We start from the raw sequence: 26,945 nt of genomic DNA on the forward strand, positions 1-26,945 counted from the left end.
CTCATGAACAGACGGAAAAGTTTAATTGTTGCAATGCTGTGCGTCGCGAATGGCGTCATGGCCCAATCTGTTGAGGATGGATTGAAGGACCTTTATTACGGTAAATATCAGTCAGCCAAGCAGAATTTAGAAAAAGCGATAGCTGCTAAGCCTACTGATGACAGAGGATATTACTATCTGGGGTTAGCTGAGCTGGGATTGGAAAATCAAAACGGTGCTGCTGCCGCTTTCCAGAAAGGATTGCAAGCAGTTCCAAACTCTCCGCTGCTGCAGGCAGGTATGGGACGTATCGATCTACTGAGTGGTAATGCTGCTGCAGCCAAGCAAAAATTTGAAGCATCTAACGGTGCTACTGGTGGCCGTAACGGTGACGTAGCTCGTGCTATCGCAGACGCTAATACTGAGGTAAAAGGTGGCGACCGCGGATATGCAGCCAGCATCATGGAGCGACTGCTTAACAATGAAGGCCGCAAGAAAAAAGAACAATACACAGCTACTGCTGCTGACTATATCGAACTGGGCGACGCTTACCGCTCCCTGGGTGGTGAAAATGGTGGTAAAGCCATTTCCACTTATGAGAAAGCATTGGAAGTAGATGCTAACAATGCAGAAGCGGTAATGAAACAAGGTCTGGTGAACTACAATGCTAAACTGCTGGAACAGGCAGTAGCTGACTGGAGCAAAGCGACCAATATGGACCCTAAATATGGTCCTGCTTACCTGGAGCTGTACCAGTTCTACATCACACCTAAAAAGAACCAGTTCTCTCTGGAGAATGCAGCGCAATACCTGCAGAAATATATCGAGGTAGCTGACCCGAACGACAAACTGAAGAATGAGTACTACCTGGCTTCTATCTCTTTCCTGAAGAAAGATTACGATGGTGCTATCAACAAAGCTAAAACCATCATCCAGCAGGCAAATGAAGTTTATAAAGATAAGCTGACCCTGCTGATCGGCGACTCTTACCTGCAGAAAGGTGATTCCCTGCAAGCTAAGCAGGTAATGGACGAGTATGTAAAGAGCGTAGGCGACAGCAAACTGGGTCCTTTGGATTACAAACTGCTGAGTGAGATCTACGGTCGGGTAAAAGTACAGGATAGTGTTCAGGCGGCGGTGAATGATTCACTGGCTTCTTTGTACCTGGAGAAATATGCTACGGCGGATACATCCAAAGATGCAGACAGATACCGTACTGTAGCGGAGTCTTTCAAAGGACTGCGTGACTACAAACGTTCTGCTGAATGGTATGGCCGTCTGACCCGTGATTTCAGCGATGAGCAGAATGCCGGTAAGATCCAGGATTTCTTCTGGAAAGGTACTATGGAGTACTATGCGCAGCTGCAGGATTCTGCCAGTGCCACTTTTGATGCCTTTATCCAGAAATATCCCCAGCAGGAAGCGTTGGGTCTGTATTGGAAAGGCCGTGCGCTGATGGCGAAAGATGCTGATGCGAAACAAGGTTTGGCGCAGCCGGTATATCAGAAATTCTTTGAAGTAGGGGGTGAGTCTAAGATGAAGCCAGCGCAGCTGGTCTATCCTTATCAGTACCTGATGATCTACTACTACAACAAGGATGATAAAGAAAATATGAAGATCTGGATGGACAAAGTGTTGAGTGCGAATCCGAACGATCCTACTGCGAAGCAGATTCAGGAGAATATGAACAGTTCTAATAAAGCTGCTTCCAAGGCCCCTGCCGGTAAGACTACCCAGGGTCAGAACAAGAAATAAATACACGAATTTGATAAACTGAGGAAACCCCCTGCCTGGCAGGGGGTTTTTTTATTGGTGATTGGTGAAAAAAGATAATATTTTAAACCTTCGCAGATTTGTATTTTGGCTTTAGTTGCAGTATTTTTGCGAATTCGGAGAACGTTTTTATCGGGAAGCTTATGTATACAGTCACTGAATTATTGTCAGCAACTAATACTCCATTCAGTTATTTTCCTATTGTATTGCAGTTAATCGCTGCACTGGGGTTTGTAGCCATTACGATGATCGGTACCCATTTTTTGGGGCCGAAACGTAAGACCAACGACAAGTTGATCAACTTTGAGAGCGGTATTGAACAGAAAGGGAACGCTCGCCAACCTGTTGCTATCAAATATTTCCTGACTGCCATTTTGTTCGTTTTATTTGATGTGGAGGTAATCTTCTTCTATCCGTATGCGGTCAATTTCCGGGAGTTGGGATGGGATGGTTTCATGGCGATGGTCATGTTCGTTGCGTTCTTTTTGGGTGGTTTCTTCTATATCTATAAGAAGGGAGCGCTTAAATGGGAAGATTAAGGTGTAGTAGGGTAGGGTTGACCCGGTTTTTGCTGCGTTACAGGCAGCTGCAATTAAAATTCTAAATCTATTAAATCTGAAATCCAATGGCTCGTCCGGTTCAGTATAATACCAAGGTGAAAACGGTGGAGATACCGGAAGGATATTCCGGAGAGGGTTTTTTTGCCACTTCATTCGACAGGGTGATAGGTCTGGCGCGTAAGAACTCTATCTGGCCTTTGCCTTTTGCGACCTCCTGTTGTGGGATCGAGTTTATGGCTACGATGGCTTCCAATTATGACATGGCGAGGTTTGGTGCCGAACGTATGGCATTTACGCCGCGTCAGTGCGACCTGTTGATGGTAATGGGGACTATTGCCAAGAAGATGGGGCCTGTATTGCGGCAGGTGTACCTGCAGATGGCCGAGCCTCGTTGGGTGATGGCAGTAGGTGCCTGTGCATCCAGTGGAGGTATTTTCGATACTTACTCTGTATTGCAGGGTATTGACCAGGTGATCCCGGTGGATGTGTATGTACCGGGTTGTCCTCCTCGTCCGGAAGCGATCATAGACGGCTTTATGAACATCCAGCAACTGGTACATAATGAGAGTCTGCGTCGCCGTCATACGGACCGTTACAAGGAGCTGATGACCTCTTACGGCATTGAGTAGTTCCTTCACCTGCAAGCATTCAAGAACAAAAATCCTTCATCGTACATGTCTTTGACAAACGAGCATATTAAACAACGATTGGCAGATAAGTTTGGAGACCAGGTCTCTGGCTTTGAAGAATCGTTTGGGGTGCTGTCCTTTATCGCGCCAAAAGAATTGAACCTGAAAGTGATGCAGTTCCTTTTTGATGACGAGGAGCTGCGTTTTCGCTTTCTGACGGACCTGACAGCGGTACATTACCCGGATCGCAGTGGCGAAGAGCTGGCGGTGGTATATCATCTGTACAACTTCCAGGACCGGGTGCGTTTGCGTTTTAAAGTATATACCGCTACGGCAGCGCCGCAGGTATTTACGGCCACCGCCCTGTATGAGTCTGCCAACTGGATGGAGCGGGAGACATACGACTTCTTTGGTGTGGACTTCGTAGGCCACCCTAACCTGAAGCGTATCCTCAACGTGGATGAAATGACCTATTTCCCGATGCGTAAGGAATTTCCGCTGGAAGATCCGTTGCGTGTGGACAAGGACGACGAGATGTTCGGCCGGTAAATTTAACTATCATTATTCAACGACTTATGTCAGAGCAGCAAAATATACAACTGCCGGAAGGCTCTATAGAAAGGCAAACGACGACGCTGAACCTGGGTCCTACGCACCCGGCTACCCACGGGGTGTTTCAAAATATCCTGGAGATGGATGGGGAACGTATCGTCAGTACTGTATCTACTGTAGGGTATATACACCGTGCCTTTGAAAAGATCGCTGAGCGCAGACCGTATTACCAGATCACGCCGCTCACGGACCGTCTGAACTACTGTTCTGCACCTATCAATAACCTGGGATGGCACCTGACTGTAGAGAAACTGCTGGGCATACAAGTGCCTAAGCGGGTAGATTACCTGCGTATCATCATTATGGAACTGGCCCGTATCACCGACCACCTGATCTGTAACGGGGTAATGGGAGTGGATACCGGCGCATTCACCGGCTTCCTTTACCTGATGAAGTACCGGGAACTAGTATATGAAATATATGAGGAGATCTGCGGTTCCCGCTTGACGACCAATATCGGCCGTGTAGGTGGATTTGAGCGCAACTTCACCCCTGCTGCTTTTGAGAAACTGCACCGTTTCCTGGAAGAATATCCCAAAGCATTGAAAGAGTTTGAGACCCTGATGACGCGTAACCGCATCTTCATGGAGCGTACCCAGGGAGTAGGTGGCATCAGCGCCGAAAGAGCGATGAGCTATGGTTTTACCGGGCCTAACCTGCGTGCTGCCGGCGTGGACTACGATGTGCGGGTGGCACATCCGTATTGCTCTTATGAAGAGTTTGAGTTTTCTGTACCGGTAGGTTCTACCGGCGACTGTTATGACCGTTTCATGGTGCGTAACGCGGAAATGTGGGAGAGCCTGAGCATCATCCGCCAGGTGCTGGAGAAACTGAAGAACGAACCTGCAGATGTTTACCATGCGGATGTACCTGCGTACTACCTGCCTGATAAATCTGATGTATATACGAAGATGGAGGCATTGATCTACCACTTCAAAATTGTAATGGGAGAATCCGATATCCTGCCTGGTGAACTGTATCATGCAGTGGAAGGGGCGAACGGAGAGCTGGGGTTCTACCTGATCAGCGATGGTGGCCGCAGCCCTTACCGACTGCACTTCCGCCGTCCTTGTTTCATTTACTACCAGGCTTATCCTGAACTGGTGAAAGGTGCGATGCTCAGTGATGCAATCATCTGCCTGAGTAGTCTGAACCTGATCGCAGGGGAGCTGGATGCCTAACAGGGGCGATCGCTGCACAATTCATACAGCATAATATCAATACCAGGTACCTAGTACCTAACACATATCAGAGTATGGCTCAATTTTCTGAAGAGAAACTGAATAAAGTAAAAGAGATCATTGCACGCTATCCGGACGGGAAGCAGAAGAGTGCATTGATACCTCTGTTGCACCTGGCGCAGCAAGAGTTTGACGGCTGGCTGAGTGCAGAAGTAATGGATTATGTGGCTTCGTTGTTACAGATCAGCGCTATAGAGGTGTACGAGGTGGCTACTTTTTACAGCATGTTCAACCTGAAGCCCGTAGGAAAATACGTGTTTGAGGTGTGCCAGACCGGTCCTTGTATGCTGAATGGCTCGGACCAGATCATTGATTATATCAAACAGCAGTTGAATATCGGGGTAGGTGAGACGACCACAGATGGTCTTTTCACGCTGAAGACGGTAGAGTGCCTGGGCGCCTGCGGCTATGCACCGATGATGCAGCTGGGCAAACATTACCGCGAGCATCTTACACCACAAAAGGTGGATGAGATCATTGCAGCATGCAGGGCTACTGCCAACTAACTGTCACAATAAAATAAGGATAACGCATGCGTATCATGGCATTTTACTATCGCTACCGTATACTGGCACTGGATATCATACTGTTGCTCGCTATGCTCAGCGTAGTATGGGGTACAGATAACTGGTTGTCTTCCCTGCTTTGCGGCACCGGTGCAGGCCTGATGTTGTACCGTATCGGGGAGCGCTTCTCACAGGGGAGGATACGTAAGGCGTAATTGAAATTAGCAGAATTGGTACAGCTGGCGACAGTTGTACACTCACAGACCATATAATTTAGTAATGGGACGTAAACTACTATTAGACAAGGCACATATCGAGGGAATACGGTACTATGATGTATACCGTAAGCATGGTGGATATGCAGCGGCGGAGAAAGCGCTGAAGAGCATGACACCTGAGCTGGTGGTAGAAGAAGTGAAGAAGAGCGGACTGCGCGGACGTGGTGGCGCTGGCTTCCCCAGTGGGATGAAATGGAGCTTCCTGGCTAAACCGGAAGGCGTACCCCGCTACCTGGTGTGTAATGCCGACGAATCAGAGCCGGGCACTTTCAAAGACCGTTACCTGATGGAGTTCCTCCCTCACCTGTTAATAGAAGGTTTGCTGATCTCCAGTTTTGCGCTGGGCACACACCGTACTTACATTTATATCCGTGGGGAATATGCCTGGATACCGGACATCCTGGAAGAGGCGATCGCAGAAGCGAAAAAGAATGGCTGGCTGGGACAGAACATCCTGGGTACCGGTTATGACCTGGAGATCTATGTACAGCGTGGTGCTGGTGCTTATATCTGTGGAGAGGAAACGGCCCTGATAGAATCCCTGGAGGGTAAACGTGGTAATCCCCGTATCAAACCACCATTCCCGGCGATCAAAGGGCTGTGGGAATGTCCTACAGTGGTAAACAACGTAGAGACGTTAGCGGCAGTAGTACCCATTATCAACATAGGAGGAGACGAATATGTGAAATACGGCACCGGCAAATCTACCGGTACCAAACTGATATCCGCTTGTGGTAACATCAACAAACCCGGCGTTTATGAGATCGAAATGAACATTTCCGTAGAGGAGTTCATCTTTTCGGATGAATACTGTGGTGGTATCCCTAATGGCAAACGCCTGAAAGCGTGTATCCCTGGTGGTTCTTCCGTACCTATCCTGCCGGCCAACATGCTGTTGACCACTGCGAAAGGGGAACCCCGTATGATGACCTATGAGAGTCTGAACGACGGTGGTTTTGCTTCCGGTACCATGATGGGTTCCGGTGGTTTCATCGTACTGGATGAGGACCAGTGTGTAGTAAGGCATACTCTTTCGCTGGCACGTTTCTATCATCACGAGAGCTGCGGACAGTGTAGCCCTTGCCGTGAAGGTACCGGCTGGATGAAGCGGGTGTTGATGAACATTGAGAACGGAAAAGGAAAGATGAGTGATATAGACCTGCTGTGGGATATCCAGCGTAAGATAGAGGGTAACACCATCTGTCCGCTGGGTGATGCTGCTGCCTGGCCGGTAGCGGCTGCTATCCGCCACTTCAGGGATGAATTCGAGTGGCATGTGAACCACCCGGAAGAGAGTCAGCGTCGTAACTATGGTCTGGCACATTATGCCGATCCATTACCTAAACCGGAGCCGGCACCGGCTGCAGTGTAAGGAGGACGGCAATCAAGGAACTGTATAGCAGCTGTGTCCATCACAGCCGATCATAAACAATCCCTTCTCCAGGTATCTGCTGCAGATGAGCGGAGCGGGGGCTTAAGCAAAAGCAATGGCTGAAGAAAAGAAACTATTTAAGGTCAAGATCGATAATATCACCGTGGAAGTGGAGCCTGGTACGACCATTCTCAACGCCGCCCGTAAGATCGGTGGCGATGTAGTACCTCCGGCTATGTGTTATTACTCTAAACTGCAGGGCAGCGGTGGTAAGTGCCGTACCTGCCTGGTGAAGGTGTCAAAAGGTTCGGATGCTGATCCGCGGCCGATGCCTAAACTGGTAGCCAGCTGCCGTACCACGGTGATGGATGGTATGGAAGTAGGTAACATCACCTCTCCGGAGGTGCTCGATGCCCGTAAGGGGGTAGTGGAGTTCCTGCTGCTGAACCATCCGCTGGACTGCCCGGTATGCGATCAGGCGGGTGAGTGTCACCTGCAGGACCTGGGTTATGAACATGGTGCTGATGGTACCCGTTATGAGTTCAAGAGAAGGACCTTTGAGCAGGTAGATATCGGGGACCAGATAAAACTGCACATGACACGCTGTATCCTGTGCTACCGTTGCGTATTTACCGCCGATCAGCTTACCAATAAAAGAGAGCATGGCGTATTGGGCCGGGGGGAAGCAGCAGAGATCGGCACTTATATACACAAAGCGCTGGACAACGACTTTATCGGTAACGTGATCGACGTATGTCCGGTAGGTGCGCTGACCGACAAGACCTTCCGTTTCAAAAACCGGGTATGGTTCCTAAAGCCGGTAGATGCACACCGTAACTGCGACAAGTGCTGTGGTAAGACCGTATTGTGGATGCGTGGTAATGAAGTATACCGGGTGACTGCCCGTAAGGACAAATACGGGGAGGTAGAGGAGTTCATCTGTAATACCTGCCGCTTTGATAAGAAAGAAGCCAAAGACTGGACCATTGAAGGGCCGCGTAAGATAGACCGTCATAGTGTGATCTCCCAGGGGCACTATGTAGATACTGTGAAACCGAAAGATCCGCTGCCGGATGTACTGGATGGCCGTCAGCCTAAACTGCTGATGGATATTCACACGGTGAGTGAGGTGAACCGGCCGGAGATCGACCTGTCGAAGATTGAAGGTCCTGCGCATTCGGACGATTTCAACATCAGGAAATAAGTACCGGCCCGCCGGTCATTTTGGAACTTGTTAGTGTAAAGTGTAAAGACACATAAACGTATGACGCTATTAGCAATTGAATGGGCTTTTATTATTGAGAAGATACTCTTGATCTCCGGGGTACTGACGTTATCGCTGGTGGTAGCCATGTACTCTACCTGGGGCGAGCGGAAAGTGGCGGCCTGGATCCAGGATCGTCGCGGACCTAACAGGGCCGGTCCTATTGGTCTGCTGCAGCCGCTGGCAGATGGTGGTAAACTGTTCTTCAAAGAGGAGATCATCCCGCATCTCTCTAACAAATTCCTGTTCATCCTGGGGCCTTCCCTGGCGATGCTGGTAGCTTGTATGACCAGTGCCGTAATACCCTGGGGGGATGTGCTGACCATTGGCGGCCATACCTTTTCCCTGCAGGTAGCGGATATCAACATCGGCGTACTGTATATATTCGGCGTAGTGAGCCTGGGTGTATACGGTATCATGCTGGGTGGCTGGGCTTCCAACAACAAGTTCTCCCTGCTGGCAGCTATCCGTGCGGCTTCCCAGATCATCTCTTATGAGCTGGCCTTCGGATTGTCGCTGATCGCGTTATTGATGCTGACCGGTTCTCTGAGCCTGAAAGATATTGTAGAGCAACAACGTCATGGATGGTGGAACGTGGTATATCAGCCACTGGGTTTCCTGATCTTCCTGATCTGTGCTTTTGCGGAGTGTAACCGTACTCCGTTTGACCTTCCTGAAGCGGAGAATGAGCTGAATGGTGGTTACCACCTGGAGTATTCTTCCATGAAACTGGGTTTCTACCTGTTTGCCGAGTATATCAACATGTTCATTAGCTCTGCACTGATGGCCAGCCTGTATTTCGGTGGTTACAGCTTCCCCGGCATGGACAGCCTGGGGCTGGACCAGAACATTGTAACCCTGCTGGGCTTCTTCGCCCTGTTCCTCAAGATCATATTCTTCCTGTTCCTGTTCATGTGGGTACGGTGGACGATCCCGAGGTTCCGTTACGATCAGCTGATGCGCCTGGGATGGAATGTACTGATCCCGCTGGCGATCGTGAATATGCTGGTAACGGGTGCGTTGGTATTGTGGAGACAAGGAGCATAAGCAGATAATAAAGACCTCTCCGGAGGCATTATATTAGTTAGAATCAGAAGTTTTTGATCATAAAGCATTTATTATGCAAGCATTAACAAACAGAGCTAAACCGGTAGACCGCAGTCCGCTGACATTTTGGGAGAGAATATACCTGCCGGCTATCCTGAAAGGCATGTTTATTACGTTCAAGCATATATTCCAGCGTAAGGCGACAGTGAACTACCCGGAACAAACGCGTCCATTCAGCCCGGTGTTCCGCGGATTGCATATCCTGAACCGTGATGAGGAAGGACGGGAGCGTTGTACTGCCTGTGGATTGTGTGCGGTATCCTGCCCGGCGGAAGCCATTACGATGGAAGCGGCGGAAAGGAAACCTGGAGAAGAGCACCTGTACCGGGAAGAGAAATATGCGGCGAGGTATGAGATCAACATGCTGCGTTGTATATTCTGCGGTTTCTGTGAAGAGGCCTGTCCTAAAGATGCGATCTATCTGACGGAGACCTTTGCTCCCTCCAACTATCAGCGTAAGGGCTTTATCTATGGTAAAGATGACCTGTTGATACCAGAGCAGCAATTGCCCGCGCCTAAGGCGTAATGATCCTGTACATTCATTTTACTACATCAAAATATTATAGTTCAAATACAGCAGAGATGGGAATGAGTCCACAACAAATTATTTTCCTGGTGTTATCCACTATATCGCTGATATGTGCATTGGGTGTGATATTGGCCAGGAACCCTGTAAGCAGCGTATTGTGCCTGATACTCACCTTCTTTACCATAGCGGCTCACTATGTGATGCTGAATGCGCAGTTCCTGGCAGTGGTACATATTATTGTATATGCGGGCGCCATCATGGTATTGTTCCTGTTTGTGATCATGCTGATGAACCTCAATGCAGAAGTAGAACCCCAGAAACGTAACTGGTTGAAATATGCGGGCGCTATCAGTGGAGGTGCTTTACTGGTGGTGCTGGTAGCTGCAATGCGCGATGCTACTATGCCTGGTTTGCAGTCCGGATCTACTGATATCGGTTTGATCCAGAACTTGGGTAAGACGCTGTTCAATCACTACGTACTTCCCTTTGAAGTGAGCAGTATCCTGTTCCTCAGCGCGATGATAGGTGCTGTGGTAATAGGTAAGAAATAGTGAGCAAATACATTCCAAATCTGAAACGTAATCTTTTATGCCGGTTCAATATTATATCTTCCTCAGCATTGCCCTGTTCTGCATTGGTGTTATGGGCGTGTTAATGCGCAGGAATGCCATTATCATTTTCATGTGTATAGAGCTCATGCTGAATGCAGTGAACTTACTGATGGTGGCTTTTTCAAAAATGTGGGCGGATGCCGGACGTATTGACGCTGCTGCCGCACAGATCTTTGTATTCTTTATCATGGTAGTGGCAGCCGCTGAAGTAGCAGTAGGCCTGGCCATCATCGTGATGGTATATCGCAACACCCATTCTGTAGATATTAATATCCTGAACAGATTGAAGAATTAAATGATGCAGGCGGGATGTATGCCTGCCGGTGTCCTTTGTACTGTTATTATTTGATCGTCGTAAATCGAAGTATATAAATGATTAATCTCGTCTGGCTGGTACCATTTTTACCATTATTAGGATTCCTGATTAATGGAATAGGAAGGAGATCTGTATCCAAATCCTTAGCGGGCATTATTGGAAGCGGGGCAGTATTGGCTGCCTTTGTAGTGAGCGTGCTGATATTCCTGGAGGTATTACGTCCGGGATTCCAGGCGCAGACCGTACACCTGTTCGACTTTATATCTGTAGGTACTTTACAGATACCTTTTGCCTTCCAGGTAGACCAGCTGAGCGCTTTGTTCCTGCTGATCATTACCGGTGTAGGTGCTCTGATCCACATCTACTCTACTTCTTATATGCATGATGAGAGCAGAGAGGGTTTTGCGCGTTACTTTGCGTACCTGAACCTGTTCGTTTTCTCCATGCTGATACTGGTACTGGGCGCCAACTATGTGATGATGTTCATCGGATGGGAGGGCGTAGGTCTCTGTTCTTACCTGCTGATCGGTTTCTGGTTTAAGAATAACAACTATACCAATGCAGCCAAGAAGGCCTTTGTGATGAACCGTATCGGTGACCTGGGTTTTCTGCTGGGTATCTTCTTTATGATTGCACAGTTTGGCAGTGTCACCTTCCCCGAAGTATTTGAGAAAGCGGCGGGCCTGGGCATGAATAATACGACCATTATGGCGATTGCGGCATTGCTCTTTGTAGGTGCAATGGGTAAATCTGCCCAGCTGCCGTTGTACACCTGGCTGCCGGATGCGATGGCGGGTCCTACTCCGGTATCTGCCCTGATCCATGCGGCTACGATGGTAACGGCTGGTATCTATATGATTGCCCGCAGTAATATCCTGTATACGCTGGTACCTTGTGTGCAGACGTTTATCGCGGTGATTGGCTTGGCGACGGCGTTGCTGGCTGCTTCTATCGCGCTGAAACAAAATGATATCAAAAAAGTACTGGCTTATTCTACAGTGAGCCAGCTCGGTTATATGTTCCTCGCGCTGGGAGTAGGTGCTTATACCGCAGCGGTATTTCACGTGATGACACACGCTTTCTTCAAAGCGTTGTTGTTCCTGGGTTCCGGTTCTGTGATCCACGCAATGGGTGGTGAGCAGGATATCCGTAAGATGGGAGGATTGAAGAAATATATGCCGGTGACCAACTTTACCTTCCTGATAGGCTGTCTGGCCATCGCGGGTATCCCTGGTCTGTCTGGTTTCTTCTCTAAAGATGAGATCCTGGCGCATGCTTTTGGCGCCAGCAAGATCATGTATGTACTGGCTTTGGCTGGTGCACTGATGACTGCTTTTTATATGTTCCGCTTATACTACATCACTTTCTCCGGTAAGTTCCGGGGTACGCACGAACAGGAGCATCACCTGCATGAAAGCCCGGCGGCTATTACGCTGCCGCTGATCATCCTGGCGGTGTTCTCTGTGATCGGTGGTTATGTAGGTCTGCCGGAAGTATTCGGGGTGAAACATGCGCTGGCTGCTTACCTGGAGCCGGTATTTGCCCCTTCTGCTCCTTTTGTGAGCGAACATCACCTTTCCCACAGCACAGAATGGATGCTGATGGGTATCAGTACCGCATTGGTGATCATCTTCATCCTGCTGGCGCGTAAGCAGTTCAGCAACTACCAGGACAATGGCAAGGAGAATACTGGCCTGGCCAAGGTACTGGAGAACAAATGGTATGTGGATGAGCTGTACGATGCGATCATTGTAAAACCGCTGATGTTGTTGTCCAACTTCTTCCAGGATGTGATAGAGCGTGCGGGTATCGACCGCCTGGTGAATGGCGTAGGTCGCGGCGTACAATGGAGCAGCCAGCAGATAAGACTAGTGCAGAATGGTCAGGTAGGTTTCTACATTTTTGCCATGGTATTGGGTATGATCGTGTTGCTGATAATAGGGTTGTTGTTCTAAAAGATATTAAGCACAGTGTATCGGGTATAAGGTACGAGTACAATAGATAAAAGTTATGTTGACAGTTTTACTAATATTGATTCCTTTGATAGCAGGCTGCCTTTCGTTCGGCCTGAAAGGATCGGGGCCTAAAACGCTGGGTATAATTTCTTCCCTGGCATCCCTGGCAGTAACGATTGGAGCATGGGTACAGTTCCGGAACGCTCCGGAGAGCCTGCATGTCGTTACGGGATGGATACCTCAATTGGGAAGCCAGTTTAATGTAGGGCTGGATGGAATGGCTATGATGCTGGTATTGCTGACAGCTATTTCTTTTGTACTGGTGTTTGTCACCATTTACAGCCGGGACTATGAGCGTCCGGGTAGCTTCTACGGGTTGATGCTGCTGACACAGGCAGGGCTGATAGGGGTGTTTACCGCTTATGACGCTTTGTTGTTCTATGTATTCTGGGAGCTGGCCCTTATTCCTGTTTACTTTCTCTGTTCTATGTGGGGAGGTGAGAAACGCATCCCTGTTACCTTTAAATTCTTTGTATACACTTTTGCCGGTTCGCTGTTGATGCTGGTAGGTATCATCTACCTGTACATACAGACACCGGATGGTTCTTTCAGCTATACTACCTTTACCAGCCTGCAATTGTCTGCCAATGAGCAGTCCTGGTTATTCTGGTTGTTCTTTGTGGCCTTTGCGATCAAGATGCCGATATTTCCTTTTCACACCTGGCAGCCGGATACTTACGAGCAGTCTCCTACAGCGGTGACCATGATCCTGTCTGGTGTAATGGTGAAGATGGGTCTTTTTGGTGTAATGCGCTGGCTGTTGCCGGTATTGCCTCAAGGAGCGAATATGTGGGCGGAGGTAGCGATCGTACTGTCTATTATCGGTATCATCTATGCTTCCTGCATTGCGATCGTACAGCAGGATATCAAACGCCTGATCGCTTATTCTTCTATTGCACACATCGGTCTGATGGCCGCGGCTATATTCGCTAACAATGAGCAGAGCCTGCAGGGTGTACAGGTACAGATGTTCAACCACGGTGTTAACATCATCGGGTTGTGGATCATTGTAGAGATCATCCAGCAGCGTCTCAATGTGCGGAATATGAACGAAATGGGAGGTATTGCCCAGACGGCGCCGCGTATGGCGATCGCGCTGGTGATCATTTCCCTGGCGAATGTGGCGTTACCGTTGACGAATGGTTTCATCGGCGAGTTCCTGATGTTCAGTGGCTTATTCCAATACAATGTATGGTTCATGGCGGTGGCCGGTCTGGGTATTATCCTCTCCGCGGTATATATGCTGACGATGATCCAGCGGGTGATCTTCGGTGAGCGTAAGACGCTGACCGAGTCCGTAAAAGACCTGCAGCCTGGTGAGATGCTGGCTATCGGCATAGTGGTGGTGATCATCTTCGCATTGGGGATATATCCCAAGCCTATGCTGGAGCTGGTGAGCGGCACTACTGAACTGGTGAATAAGGCGTTTTAAAGTCAAACAGAATGATGTACGGTCCGACCGTAGTGTACCAGCGATAGTGTGGCAGGAAACGGAAAGCGACCGGATACCCAATTAAAGGTTTTGTAACACAAGAATATGAATGCATTAATTTCTACTGCTTTATCTGGCGTTGTGCTGATGTTTGTGGGGCTGTTCGTAAGCAATAAGCAGCACGTTAAGTATTTTGCCATGGCGCTGGTGCTGATAGCGTTTGGAGCTAATCTGGCCGAATTGCCTGCGCTGGGAAGCGATCCTTCGCGGGTATATTTTGGTATGATCGAAGTGAGCAGGTTCAGCATTCTGTTTAACGCAGTAGCCCTGGGCGCTACCTTTTTATACTTTGTGCTGTCAGGCAGTGCATTTGAAAAAGTAGGAGAACATGTAGCCGATTATTTTGCGCTGCAATTCTTTATACTGGCAGGTATCACGCTGGCGTCCACCTTTAACTCGCTACTGATCCTGTTCATCGCGATCGAGATCATTTCCATCCCCCAGTATGTACTGGCAGGTAGTGATCGCAGGAACCTCAAAAGTAACGAGTCTGCCCTGAAGTACTTCCTGATGGGTTCTTTCTCTACCGGCATCCTGCTGATGGGTATCACCCTGATCTATGGTGCCGCCGGTACTTTCAACATTCATGAACTGGCATTGGGAACGGGCGCTATTAACCCGCTTACCCTGTGTGGTGTAATATTACTGGCTTTCTCCCTCGCCTTTAAAGTATCTGCTGCTCCTTTCCATTTCTGGACACCGGATGTATACGATGGTTCTCCTACCGTATTCACTTCTTTTATGGCGACAGTGGTAAAGGCGGGTGGTTTCATTGCTTTCCTGCGGTTGTTCCATACCGGTTTTTCCGGGGAAACGATCACTGCTCACTGGACCTGGGTATTGGCGGTAATTACTGCGCTGACCCTGATCGTTGGTAACTTCACCGCTGTATTCCAGCAAAGTGTAAAGCGTATGCTGGCCTATTCCAGTATTGCACAAGCGGGTTTCATGCTGCTGGCCGTGATCGCGCTGAACCAGCTGGCCCTGCAGGGTATCATCCTCTATGCCGCTGCCTATAGCATAGCTACCATCGGTATCTTTGCCGTGCTGCTGAAACTGAAGGACTACACCCTGGAAGGATTTAACGGCCTGGCCAAACGCGAGCCGCTGATAGCCGTAGTAACAACTATCTTCCTGTTTTCCCTGGCAGGTATTCCGCTGACAGCCGGTTTCTTTGCCAAATACTTCGTACTGGCAGCTGCTATCAAACAAGGGCAACTGTTATGGCTGGTAATACTGGCGGTGATATGCGCAGCTATCAGTGTATATTACTACTTCCGCGTGATCATCGCTATGTACTTCAAGCAAGGAGAAGCGGAGATCGCACCTATCAGCAGCGGTTTCAAATTCGCACTGGTAATAACTGCCGTGATCGTGATACTGTTAGGTATCTTCCCGGGCCTGCTGTTACAATGTTTATAGTATAAAAGATCGGATACGATCTCATCATAACCGAGGGTGACCAAAAGCATTTTATTGCTGCTGGTCACCCTCCGTGTTTATAATGGATGAGTGTGCTGTAGCGACCCCTGTTTTCCTATAAAAATGTCCGGAAAGGAGGTCCGGGGATAGGAAAATAAAAATTTTGTTTATAAATTTAGTTCAGTTAAGAGCACAAGAGTACACCCAATATGTACGTTAATAAGATCCTGGTCCTATGTGAATGTTGATCTATGTACGACTTATACAGGATTCGCTATCAGATTGTTATGAAAAGGCAAAAACTGCGAACCTATGGAGCACAAATGGTATGTTTTGTACACCCGCCCAAAGTATGAAAGGAAGATAGCGGATAACATGGAGGCGCTAAATTGTCAGTATTATTTACCCACTATCACGGTAGCCCGGAAATGGAGTGACCGGGTAAAAAAAGTTTGCGAACCACTTTTTAAGAATTACATTTTTGTACGGACGGCATTGTCCAACAAGGCATTATTCCTGGAACTGGCAGGTGTAATACGGTTTGTTTCGATTGATGGGAAACCTGTGCCTGTTGATGAGCAGGAGATTGCGAGTATAGCCCTGCTGGTCAATCACCAGCATACGCTCGAATATGAGTCTCAGACGGCCTATGGCGACCGGATCAGGGTGGTAGGCGGGGTATTCTCCGGTGTGGAGGGAATGGTCCTGAAAAAGCTGGGGAAAACCCGTTTATTAGTACGTATGCCTCTCCTTAACCAGGCGATCTCCGTAGAGGTAGATCGGGAAGATGTATTACTGCTGTGACAAGTGCATCCTGAATTTGTAAAAATCAAAAATCATTGTATATTGTACAAACCTTAACCAACAGGAATTTAGAGAGCTGTACATGTATTTATCAAGACAGCAAATTTGCCAGCACTAGCGTTATATAATTGAATGTTCCCGAACCGTTAAGAAAGACATACTTTTTTAGTTTTATATATACTTTACTATTTAGTAATGCTCCTGAGATTAATTGATCAAGTGACTGTGACTTGAAACGGCGAAGCCCGGCCTTGATCAGATCTACCCTACCGCCCCGAGCCAACTAGATACCTGTAATAGTTGTTAGACGTATTCTTATACCCAAAAGATTGTCAATCAAATGATCATTTTTAAATGGCTGCAACGCAGGTCAAAGGCCTTTTTCGTATTCCTGGCCCTCTTGGCTGGTATCAATTCCGTCTGGTCCAGCCTGTTACTGATACTGATCAATAATACAATTAACCGAAAACCGCTTCCCTATGCAAATGGCTACGATTGGATCGTATTCGTCGCCCTGATCCTGCTGTCTTTTTTGGCCAGCAGAATCTTTCAGCGCTATATGATACGGATCACCAATGAACTGTCTTACGATGTCAACATGTCTATTTTCAATAGTCTTCGCTTTGCTGACTTTAACAAGTTCAGGAAAATAGGCAATCAAAGAGTGTATTCTTCCATTTCAGATGCTTACGCCGTTAGCACTTTCCCACAATCTTTTATCGAAGTATTCAATGCTACCATTATACTGACTATTGTCGTTATATACTTTTTTTTCATCTCTGTACCAGGAGGTTTGCTGGTATTAGGGGTAATAACATCGCTGGCGCTGATATTCTATTTCAGAAATGAACACATCAGTAAAAGCATGAACCAGCTCAGGGACCTGAGTGAAGGATATCATCAGAATATACACGACCTGCTGAATGGCTTTACTAAAATTAAAATGAGCCGTGTTAAAAATGATAATATCTATCATCGCTTCCTGGGTGTGAACCGTACTACAGTAAAGGAATTGAGCATATCGACATCGGAGCAGTACTTTAATAATGAACTGTTCGGCACCTACAGCTGGTATATCATCATTGGATTTATCATATTCGCACTGCCGCTGTTTGTTGTGATCGCGCCTGAAAATTTATCCAATTATATCGTCACGATACTCTTTTTACTGACACCGCTTAACTCGTTACTAGGATTACTTCCCAATGTAACGCGAATGGCTATATCACTGGAAAGACTGAAGCAATTTGAGACAGAGTTGTCTGCTGATAAAATGACACTGATCGGTCACGGTAATGAGGTATTCAAGCCGGAGACATTTCAACAACTGGAGCTGGTAGACGTAACCTATGAGTATTATGATGCGCGTCAGGAGAAGACCTTCCGGCTGGGCCCTGTCAGTGTGACCTTTAAAAAGGGAGAAACGGTATTTATTACAGGCGGAAATGGCAGCGGAAAGAGCACCCTGATCAACATTCTCACTGGCCTGACCTTACCGGCAGAGGGCCAGCTACTGATGGATGGCATTCCTGTAACGGAAGATAATATACAATCCTATCGGGATTGTATCGCAACTGTTTTCAGTGATAGCTACCTGTTTCGTAATAACTATGCAGGTTATGATTTTGTTTCGCAACGCCAGGAGATGAATGAATACATTGCCTTGATGGGATTAGCCGATATTGTGAAAATTGACGAAAAAGAAGAGTTCATATATACCGATTTGTCAAAAGGACAACAAAAGCGTCTCGCATTGATCCATACATTGATGGAGAACAAACCCCTGCTGGTACTGGATGAATGGGCGGCTGAACAAGATCCGCAATTCAGGGCCTATTTTTATCAGGATCTTTTACCTACTTTTAAAAACCACGGAAAGACAATGCTGCTGGTGACCCATGACGACCGCTATTTTTATCTGGCCGACCGGATGGTTAAAATGGATGTTGGTATCCTGCAGGAACTACCGGTAGTAAGACCCCATGAGAAAGTCAATTGACCTATAACCCAAAATAAACACTATCAGCTATGAAGGCACTTTTTTGTTCATTGTTATTGCTGCTATCAGTAACAGTAGCCAGGAGCCAGTCCGCTTCCACGCTTGTCTTTAAAGGGCAGCTGCAGGCGGCACACGCCAAAACTCCTGTGCCATACGCCAGCCTTAACCTCAGACAACATTCCAGCGCAGGCGCAGTATCCAATAACGAAGGATTGTTTGAACTGCACCTGGACGCATCCCAAATGAGCGATACAATCGTTATCACTTCAGTAGGTTTCCGCAATTACCTGCTGCCAGTTAAAAAAATCGACTTCTCCGCTTTCAATCGCATTACCCTGGAGGATACCGTATATGTACTGAATGAAGTATTGGTAGGTAACCGTTCTCCCAAGGAAATGATCGTCAGCGCAATGAGTAAAGTGGCAGATAATTTCTATAATGCTCCCTGTGAAATGGATTGCTTTTATCGTTTTTCTATAAAAGAAGATGGCGCCTATGTGAAACTCAACGAGGCAGATATTAAGGCCTACGACCCGGGTTTTAATCAGACCAGGGGGGTAGTACTGGATTACCGGCAACTACGTAAAAGTGACGATCCCCGTGCGATCAAACCCAATCCTATCGTACCACCTACGGAGCTTTTTCACAGCTATAATCTCATCCGGGATAAGAAACGGATCATGGACTATATCAGTAAAGACTACTGGGATTATGAACTCAAAAAGGTCACTTCCCAGGATGGCAAGATGATATATGTTGTCAATGCAAACGTAAAGCCAGAGGTCAACGATTTCGCACTGGATGCGGTATTCTATATACAGCCACCGAATAATAAGATCGTTCGTATTGACTACGATGGTGATAAAAAACTGGACAAATTCCCCGCGTCTATGTCTGGTGGTGGTAGAATGGGGCTGCGCCTGGAAAGCCTGAAGGGCACTTACGTATTTGATGAAGAGAATGAAAAGGTATTTATGAAGTATCTGCAGGTGCAGATCAGCTATGAATTTTATGATCGTGTCAGTGGTGACAAGCTGAATGAGTATTATGAAAACTCTGAACTGACGGTGTATAACCGCCAGCTATCTTTTTCCTCAAAACCTCCGTCCAGGTCCAGATATATAGAGCAGGTGAAAATGAAATATGATCCTGCATTCTGGAAAGGATACCGTTATACAGAACAGATTCCACGTGACAAAAAACTGATTCCGGATATGAATGCTAAAACGCCGCTGGAAACACAGTTTACCCGTTCCGGTAAGTAGGACCCTGCCATACCTGTTACTGCGCTGAGCAGCAGCTGGTCGAGCCCGTGCCCCATCCTGGTGCTGATATCGTTTTAACGCCGTCAGCACCAGACGTTACCCTGTGTTATTGTTAACTATATACTCCTGAATAATGCATGATGTTACTTTCTCTGTAATTATTCCCTGGTATAATCGCCAGGAACTTTCCCATACACTAAAGGTTAATCAGAGTGTTTTTAGTAAATATCCCAATGCAGAGGTGATCGTTGTCAATGGTGGCGGTGATGAAGCACAGCTGGATAGCATTGTCGCAGGTTATAGCAACGTAACGACTTGCCATCTGCCGTTGAAAGAATTCAATAAATCGCTATGCATGAATGTAGGTGCACACCTGGCACGCTTCCCCTATCTTTTCTTCTGGGATGCAGATATGATGCTCAATAAAGACTCCTTTACAGATATGATAGCTGCTATTAGCGAACAACATTGTTTCCTGACGATTGATGAAGTGCTGGAGTCAGAAAGTGATCCTGATGAATTTGATGACACCGGCGGCCTGGCGCATCTGCTGTATTACCTGGAGATATCCACTAAAGACGGGCGTAAAGCACTGGTGGAAACCGACCTGGTAAGATTCGATGCAGAAGCCAGGACAGGACCTGGTTTAGTATTCGTATCAAAAGAACATTTCATTCGTGTGAATGGTATGAACTCCCGGCTACAAGGATGGGGATGGGAAGACCTGGATCTGTTGGTAAGATTGCAACTCGAACTGGGATTGCAATGTAAGAAACTCGGTAGTGGTACACATCTTACGCACGATGATACCAAACGTTTCTTCAAGAGTAATACGAAAGAAGAGAATGACAAACGGAATTTTATGGTATGCCTGAGTAACTACCAGGCCGGCCGTTTCAGTGGTTCTTATAGTGCAGATATCGCACAATGGGAACGTCTTATAAGTTCAGCAGCGGTATGAGTATAGCGACCAGTCAATACCTGGCAGATAAGAAAGCAGCCTGCATCAGTCAGGTGCAATTCCACCTGGAACGATTTACAGCTCAGCCCCGGCAAGATATCGGATTGTACTTTATCCCATTGCCGGAAGACGTCGCTGCTTTTCAGGAACATTATGCGCTGCTTAATCCGGAGTTCTACCCGGAAGACTATGCCACTTTTACGGTAGTCCTGCATTGCCTACAACAGGCGGCAGTGGTCGCAGACCCTGCAACGGCGGATTTCCTGGTATTACCGTTTAATCTCTTCTTTTATCCGCAATGCAAGGAAGAGATCGATGAGGTGATGAGTACGATCCTGCCACAATATCGACATAAGCGGTTGTTGTTTTGCTGTATCAGCGATTTCTGCATGCGCCCTGTACGACGCTCGCTACCATTTGAAAGAGTTTGCCTGGAGGAATATCAGGCCGCAGCAGACGAATATTTCCCTGCATTCGTACGGCCTGATGACGTGATCATACATTTTGAATCCACGGTTGATCTGCTGGGAGATATCGCCATTTTTCCGCTCATACCCGTCGATATTGTGACGCCGGATGCCGGCAACCGTCCTTACCATTTTTCCTTTGCAGGAGAATATTATAAATCCGGATGGCCCGAAGGCTTCGTGAGAAGCCCGTCCAGAAAGCCCATCTGGGAAGCAATGGCAGCCCGTAACCAGGCACATGCATTTATCGGGAAAGGGGTATCTGCACATCCTGGCGCAGAAAACAAATTCCTGACTATACCTCAGCAAAGTGTGTTCAGCCTTTGTCCCAGAGGGATTGCGGCCTGGTCTTTCCGCTTGTTTGAGTCTGTGGTGAAAGGAGCTATCCCGGTTGTAATGGCGGATGGATATGTCAAACCTTTTCCAGAATATCTTCCCTGGGACATGTTCAGTATTACATTGCCAGAGTCAATGTTGTCTGATATTGATGACATACTGCTTCGCATGCGTCCGCAGGTAACTGCCCGTCTGCAACAAGGGGTACAGCAGTATCAGCAGCAGTTTACAGTGAACGGATTGTTATCCATGATACTATCAAGACTTAGTATAATAGCCCGGCCAGTGACGGCAGATAAATCATAAAAGTTTTACCTATGACAATGGATGAAGTGTATCTCAAGCCCAACACCGTGATAGAACCACTTTTCAAGCGGTGGTATGCGTGGTCTCACCTGATCTCTCCTGCCACTGCTGCTATGAATGTAGTAGGGCGGCATATGAAGATCATGGACAGTTACATTCAGGCGCCTGCTATTCACGCTGCAGCTGCACGTAATGCGAAGATGAAAGGTGGCCCTTTTATGGATTACCAGGAAAATAGGGTGGAAGACATCAAACGGCTGCGCGAAGCGACGCAAATGGACCAGGCTGCACAGATCAAATTGGTGGCTGCTATCCGGGAATTAAATGCCTTGCTGAAGCGGGAAGCCACCGGTTATGGCATGGAAGCATTATACGATAAAGTACCGGCATCGCTGAAAGGTTATGTGGAACTGGTGTATGACCTGGAAAATAATCCATCGTTCCGCTTGTTCGAACCATTGTTATATCAGAGTGAATACTATGATGAATCGGCGCAGTCTATTGCGTTGTGGATCACCAATAATGATGAACGGCCTTTCTGCCTGAGCACTCCCAGGCTGGATGAACCACATGTACTGCATCTGCCTATGCCTTTCAGGGCCAAAGAGATCGATGAACTTGCCAGCGCCAAACGGAAGCCGGCGTCTTACAAACACCTGGCCGACATCTTTGGTATTACACCTGCACAAGAGCCATTGTTCCGGGATCTTTTTGTATCAACACCTCCTACTCCCTATAATCGCTATACCGGCGATAAGATCCGTATGCGTTATTTTGGTCATGCCTGCATCCTGATCGAAACCAATGAAGTGAGCATCCTGCTGGACCCATTGATCAGCTACTATGGTTATGAACACAGCATATCCCACTATTCAGATTATGACCTGCCCGAAAAAATAGACTATGTGCTGATCACCCATAATCACCAGGACCATATCCTGTTTGAGACTTTATTGCCGCTGAGACATAAGATCGGCAAACTGGTCGTACCCCGCTCTGGCGGAGGCTCCCTACAGGACCCAAGCCTGGAACTAATGTTCCGGCATACCGGCTTTGACCAGGTGATCAGTGTGGGAGAAATGGAAAACATTCAGCTGGAGGATAACCTCGTACTTACCGGCATTCCATTTACCGGTGAACATAGTGACCTGGATATTCGTTCTAAGTTGTGTTACCATGTGAAAGCGGGACAGTTTTCTATACTATTTGTAGCAGACTCCCGTATTGTTACGCCTGAACTATATCATCATATTTATAGACAGACGGGTGATGTAGATGTGATATTCCTGGGTATGGAGTGCGATGGAGCCCCGTTGTCCTGGCTGTATGGTCCGTTGTTACAGCAAGACCTGGCACGGGACAAAGACGCTTCCCGTCGCCTGAGCGGTTCTGATTATGAGAGAGGCATGCACCTGGTAGATATCTTCCATCCGAAAGAGATATATGTATACGCAATGGGACAGGAACCCTGGCTGGAATTTATCAGTAGTATTAAATACACCGATGAGTCCAATCCCATCGTACAGTCGAATAAACTGATCCGGGAATGTGAATCAAAGGGTATTGTAGCAGAACGACTATATGGAGAAAAAGAACTTCTATATAATTACGAGCTCGTATGATAGCAAATAATATCAAGTTGTTATGGAGAAATGTACTTCATAATAAGATTACATATTTCATAGGATTTCTGAGCCTGCTCACGGGTATCACCTGTGCGCTGATAACATTTATTCTCGCTGTGTATGAGTTACGATATGACGATTTTCATCAGTACAAGGACCGGATATACCGGGTATCTACAGCAGTCACCATAGAAGGCAATAGCAACAGATTGGCGGTAAGTCCCCGTCAGCTGGGCCATGCTATCGTCTCCGATCTGTCAGACGTGACCGATTTCACCAGGATCCGGCAATATGAAAGCGGTATATTCGATTTCCAGGGTAAGAAACTCATGGAGAAGAAAGTATTGCTTGCGGAGCCTAATTTCTTCCGGTTCTTCTCTTTCCCCTTGGTCAAAGGTGATACCACTGCATTGGAAAATCCGGGTAGTGTGGTCGTTACAGAAGATTTTGCCCGTAGAGTATTCGGAGAGGCGGATCCAATCGGAAAGACACTCAACTTCCTGGACAAATTCCCGCTGATTGTCACCGGCGTCGTACGTAACATTCCCGGTAACAGCCATCTGCAATTCAATGTGCTGATCGCTTACAATACGTTTAACCTGCAGGATGCATGGGATGAAATTGACGTATATACCTACATCATGCGGAATGAGAAAACGGATGAAAGCACGCTTAGCAGAAAACTGGATGTTTTTTCGAAAACGCATATTGAAGAGGCTGTAAAAGAATATAATGCAACGATGGCCCTTCGCCTGATACCGCTACCGGATATCCATCTGACCACAGACCTGGAAGATGAGCTTTCACCAGCTGGTAGTATGGGATATATCTACATGTTATTCAGCATAGCATTCTTCTTCCTGCTGATCGGCTGTTGCAGTTACATCAATATAAATATCGCCAATTCTATAAGAAGGGTCAAAGAGGTAGGTATGAAAAGGGTGCTGGGTGCTACCCCACGGGATATTGCAGGGCAGTTCGTTACAGAGTTTATGACTATCACCCTGGTCGTACTGTTACTCGCAATAGGTCTGGTGCTGATCCTGTTGCCAGTAGTATCTGCATTTGTGGATAAACGTATCGGTGCAGGCATCCTGTATGATGCACGCATTCTGGTAATGTACTTGCTCGTCATATTGCTGGCAGGTGTCGTATCCGTATTGTATCTCTTGTTCGGACTACTCAAATACAGCCCGCAGCAAATGCTGCAGAAAAGGCTGGTGGCCGGAAGGGTGAAGTTCTCTGCCATGCAGCTGGTCGTGCTTTTTCAGTTCGGCGTGTCGATCATTATGCTCCTGATGATATTTGTAATAAGAGGACAGGTTCATTACATCTCTACGATAGATCTTGGACTTAATAATAAAAATATACTATCGGTAGAAGTGCCTGTAGGCGAGGCTGGTAAAGCATCTGTATTTAAACAGTCGCTGCTTAAACAGCCTGGCATCATGGCTGTCAGCAGCGATGATTTTGCACCGGCAGAGAAAGATATCAAAAATATCTTCCGGGTAAATATGCAAGGAAAAGCCAAGGATAAAGTGATCACCAGCTATTATGTGGATGAATCTTACATTCCGACCATGGGATGTACCCTGACAGCAGGTAGGAACTTTAATCCTGATTTTCCTTCTGATTACAACGGTGCTGTACTGGTGAATGAAACACTGGTAAAACAGATGGGCTGGAGAGATCCATTGCAGGAAAGATTAAAAGGGCCGCTGGAAGCAGGTGGTACCAGTGATCGTGATGCTGCTATTGTAGGGGTCGTAAAGGATTTTTATATCAACTCCCTGCATAATCCGATAGAGCCGCTGGTATTGATGTTGTCTCCCAAAAATGGTCGTTGTAAGTACATGCACATTAAGCTGGTAGGTAATAACGCCGGCGGTACGATCAAAAAAGTAGAAGATATCTATAAGACACATTTTCGAAGTGCTCCCTTCCGGTACGAGTTCCTGGAAGATAAATATGATCAGTTGTATAAAAATGACCGTAAACTGGTCGCTATCCTCATGCAAGGTACAGCCGCTGTATTGCTGATTACTTGTCTCGGCATCTTCGGATTATCCGCTATGTTCTCCTCTCGTATGGAAAAAGAGATGGGAATACGGAAAGCACTGGGATGCTCCTCACCGGAAATATTCTACTTGTATGTGAAACGTTTTCTACGCCTGTGCCTGATTGCTAATATTATTGCCTTACCCCTGGCTGCTTATCTTATCAGCTTGTGGTTAAGAGAGTATACTTACAGGATCGGATTCAGCTGGATATATTTTGCCGGAACCATCCTGTTATCTGTTTTTATTGTCATCGGAACTACGAGTTATCATGCCGGTAGGATCGCACGCCAGAAAGTTGTGAAGTTCCTGCGTGCAGAATAAATATACATCTGTCAGCTTTATCACCGCTATCAACACCTTTGCTATGCCAACATGGCGCTAGCTCCCGCTGCTGGCTGCCGTACTGTAATTGATCTTCTCATCTTTAAACCTGTATATGCTTTATCTCAATACCTCTCACCTGAAAGATATTACACCTTTGTGGCCGGAAGTGATCAATACGATACGTAATGCATCGATTGCTGCGGGTAATCAGGATTATCATCAGCCTATAAAATCATATGTACGTTACAAAGATCCAAGAAACCGTATTATCTCCATGCCGGCATATGTCGGGGGCAAAATGGATGTGGCAGGCATCAAATGGATAGCCAGCTTTCCAGGTAATATAGAGCAACAGTTGCCCAGGGCCCATTCTGTAAGTATTCTCAATAATGCGGATAACGGGGTGCCGGTTTGTATAATTAATAGCCCGCTGATCAGTGGTATTCGTACTGCTGGCGTTACCGGGCTTATATTGGCTGATTACCTCGACGCCTATCCGCAACGGACAGATCTCCGTGTGGGTATCCTCGGTATGGGACCCATAGGCCAGCTGCACCTGGAAATGGCGCAGTGGTTAGCGGGCGACCGGGTAGCAGCCTATCACCTGCATGACCTGAAAGGGATCGATTCAGATATCATACCAGCAGCCATACGTCCGTTGACAAAGATCGAAGATAGCTGGGAACCAATCGTTGCCGGATGCGACATTGTGATCACCTGTACGGTAGCATCCTCTCCTTACATACAGGCGGTTCCTCTTCCGGGATCCATTCATCTGAACGTATCCCTTCGTGATTATCACGCAGACTTCAGGGACCATGTACAGCTGATGATTGTGGACAATTGGGAAGAAGTATGCAGGGAAAATACCAACATTGAGCATATGCACCAGCAGAAAGGATTGCAGAAGTCAGAAACTTGTTCTATTGCTGAATTTGTTCTCAACAGACCTTTCACTACGCTTGCACCGGATAGTGTCAGCATGTTTAACCCGATGGGGATGGCGATCTTCGATATTGCTGTGGGTAAACTATATTATGAAACTGCCATAGCGCAGGGAATAGGTGTTCAGCTCGATTAACTACCTATAAA

At 47.2% G+C, this 26,945-nt stretch carries 24 protein-coding genes; all 24 read left to right on the forward strand.

Translation table 11 applies throughout. The features are described from left to right. The first annotated feature begins 3 nt into the window (after positions 1-3). The 24 genes from KTO58_RS28570 (at position 4) to KTO58_RS28685 (ending at position 26,934) form a co-directional block, all read left to right on the forward strand. Positions 4-1,734 (forward strand): tetratricopeptide repeat protein, encoded by a 1,731-nt coding sequence (locus tag KTO58_RS28570; RefSeq protein WP_157752688.1) that lies wholly within the window; start codon positions 4-6, stop codon positions 1,732-1,734. A 161-nt stretch (positions 1,735-1,895) separates the two neighbouring features. Beyond that, positions 1,896-2,291: an NADH-quinone oxidoreductase subunit A gene (locus tag KTO58_RS28575; RefSeq protein WP_095836133.1), complete on the forward strand. Its 396-nt coding sequence runs from the start codon at positions 1,896-1,898 to the stop codon at positions 2,289-2,291. An 86-nt stretch (positions 2,292-2,377) separates the two neighbouring features. Continuing rightward, entirely contained in the window at positions 2,378-2,941 is a 564-nt protein-coding gene (locus KTO58_RS28580) for an NADH-quinone oxidoreductase subunit B (RefSeq protein WP_095836132.1), read from the forward strand. Between the two features lie 45 nt (positions 2,942-2,986). Next, the gene (locus KTO58_RS28585) at positions 2,987-3,490 is read left to right on the forward strand and encodes an NADH-quinone oxidoreductase subunit C (protein ID WP_095836131.1); all 504 of its coding nucleotides are present in this window, start codon (positions 2,987-2,989) and stop codon (positions 3,488-3,490) included. 26 nt (positions 3,491-3,516) lie between these two features. Continuing rightward, positions 3,517-4,734: an NADH-quinone oxidoreductase subunit D gene (locus tag KTO58_RS28590; protein ID WP_225859972.1), complete on the forward strand. Its 1,218-nt coding sequence runs from the start codon at positions 3,517-3,519 to the stop codon at positions 4,732-4,734. 74 nt (positions 4,735-4,808) lie between these two features. Continuing rightward, a complete protein-coding gene (gene nuoE, locus KTO58_RS28595) occupies positions 4,809-5,300 on the forward strand; it encodes an NADH-quinone oxidoreductase subunit NuoE (RefSeq protein WP_095836130.1) in 492 nt (163 codons plus the stop codon). 26 nt (positions 5,301-5,326) lie between these two features. Beyond that, positions 5,327-5,515, forward strand: coding sequence for a hypothetical protein (locus KTO58_RS28600; RefSeq protein WP_095836129.1), 189 nt, complete (start codon positions 5,327-5,329; stop codon positions 5,513-5,515). Between the two features lie 64 nt (positions 5,516-5,579). Then, entirely contained in the window at positions 5,580-6,950 is a 1,371-nt protein-coding gene (gene nuoF, locus KTO58_RS28605) for an NADH-quinone oxidoreductase subunit NuoF (RefSeq protein WP_225859973.1), read from the forward strand. Positions 6,951-7,065: 115 nt separating this feature from the next. Continuing rightward, a complete protein-coding gene (locus tag KTO58_RS28610) occupies positions 7,066-8,154 on the forward strand; it encodes an NADH-quinone oxidoreductase subunit G (protein WP_095836128.1) in 1,089 nt (362 codons plus the stop codon). A 60-nt stretch (positions 8,155-8,214) separates the two neighbouring features. Further along, positions 8,215-9,261 (forward strand): NADH-quinone oxidoreductase subunit NuoH, encoded by a 1,047-nt coding sequence (gene nuoH, locus KTO58_RS28615; RefSeq protein WP_198315076.1) that lies wholly within the window; start codon positions 8,215-8,217, stop codon positions 9,259-9,261. Between the two features lie 73 nt (positions 9,262-9,334). Beyond that, the gene (gene nuoI / locus KTO58_RS28620) at positions 9,335-9,847 is read left to right on the forward strand and encodes an NADH-quinone oxidoreductase subunit NuoI (RefSeq protein WP_095836127.1); all 513 of its coding nucleotides are present in this window, start codon (positions 9,335-9,337) and stop codon (positions 9,845-9,847) included. A 62-nt stretch (positions 9,848-9,909) separates the two neighbouring features. Continuing rightward, positions 9,910-10,401 carry an NADH-quinone oxidoreductase subunit J family protein gene (locus KTO58_RS28625; protein ID WP_095836126.1) on the forward strand — a complete coding sequence of 164 codons (492 nt, stop codon included), beginning with the start codon at positions 9,910-9,912 and terminating at the stop codon, positions 10,399-10,401. Positions 10,402-10,438: 37 nt separating this feature from the next. Next, positions 10,439-10,756 (forward strand): NADH-quinone oxidoreductase subunit NuoK, encoded by a 318-nt coding sequence (gene nuoK, locus KTO58_RS28630; RefSeq protein WP_095836125.1) that lies wholly within the window; start codon positions 10,439-10,441, stop codon positions 10,754-10,756. A 77-nt stretch (positions 10,757-10,833) separates the two neighbouring features. Continuing rightward, complete coding sequence (gene nuoL / locus KTO58_RS28635) at positions 10,834-12,732, forward strand: NADH-quinone oxidoreductase subunit L (RefSeq protein ID WP_095836124.1); 1,899 nt, start codon at positions 10,834-10,836, stop codon at positions 12,730-12,732. Between the two features lie 55 nt (positions 12,733-12,787). After that, positions 12,788-14,224, forward strand: a complete 1,437-nt coding sequence (locus tag KTO58_RS28640) for a complex I subunit 4 family protein (RefSeq protein ID WP_095836123.1) — start codon at positions 12,788-12,790, stop codon at positions 14,222-14,224. Between the two features lie 105 nt (positions 14,225-14,329). Continuing rightward, entirely contained in the window at positions 14,330-15,706 is a 1,377-nt protein-coding gene (locus KTO58_RS28645) for an NADH-quinone oxidoreductase subunit N (protein ID WP_095836122.1), read from the forward strand. A 312-nt stretch (positions 15,707-16,018) separates the two neighbouring features. Next, positions 16,019-16,510 (forward strand): UpxY family transcription antiterminator, encoded by a 492-nt coding sequence (locus KTO58_RS28650; protein ID WP_095836121.1) that lies wholly within the window; start codon positions 16,019-16,021, stop codon positions 16,508-16,510. 340 nt (positions 16,511-16,850) lie between these two features. After that, positions 16,851-18,509, forward strand: a complete 1,659-nt coding sequence (locus KTO58_RS28655; RefSeq protein WP_095836120.1) for a cyclic peptide export ABC transporter — start codon at positions 16,851-16,853, stop codon at positions 18,507-18,509. A 29-nt stretch (positions 18,510-18,538) separates the two neighbouring features. Continuing rightward, positions 18,539-19,774, forward strand: coding sequence for a peptidase associated/transthyretin-like domain-containing protein (locus tag KTO58_RS28660; protein ID WP_157752687.1), 1,236 nt, complete (start codon positions 18,539-18,541; stop codon positions 19,772-19,774). A gap of 133 nt (positions 19,775-19,907) precedes the next feature. Continuing rightward, a complete protein-coding gene (locus KTO58_RS28665; protein ID WP_095836118.1) occupies positions 19,908-20,735 on the forward strand; it encodes a glycosyltransferase in 828 nt (275 codons plus the stop codon). Further along, entirely contained in the window at positions 20,732-21,844 is a 1,113-nt protein-coding gene (locus KTO58_RS28670; RefSeq protein WP_157752686.1) for an exostosin domain-containing protein, read from the forward strand. The genes KTO58_RS28665 and KTO58_RS28670 overlap by 4 nt, the downstream gene beginning before the upstream one ends. Positions 21,845-21,855: 11 nt before the next feature. Next, positions 21,856-23,466, forward strand: a complete 1,611-nt coding sequence (locus KTO58_RS28675) for an MBL fold metallo-hydrolase (protein WP_095836116.1) — start codon at positions 21,856-21,858, stop codon at positions 23,464-23,466. Continuing rightward, the gene (locus KTO58_RS28680; protein WP_095836115.1) at positions 23,463-25,850 is read left to right on the forward strand and encodes an ABC transporter permease; all 2,388 of its coding nucleotides are present in this window, start codon (positions 23,463-23,465) and stop codon (positions 25,848-25,850) included. The genes KTO58_RS28675 and KTO58_RS28680 overlap by 4 nt, the downstream gene beginning before the upstream one ends. A gap of 115 nt (positions 25,851-25,965) precedes the next feature. Continuing rightward, positions 25,966-26,934 carry a 2,3-diaminopropionate biosynthesis protein SbnB gene (locus KTO58_RS28685; RefSeq protein WP_095836114.1) on the forward strand — a complete coding sequence of 323 codons (969 nt, stop codon included), beginning with the start codon at positions 25,966-25,968 and terminating at the stop codon, positions 26,932-26,934. The last annotated feature ends 11 nt before the right edge of the window (positions 26,935-26,945 follow it).

Source organism: Chitinophaga pendula, from assembly GCF_020386615.1.
GTDB classification, from domain to species: Bacteria; Bacteroidota; Bacteroidia; order Chitinophagales; family Chitinophagaceae; genus Chitinophaga; species Chitinophaga pendula.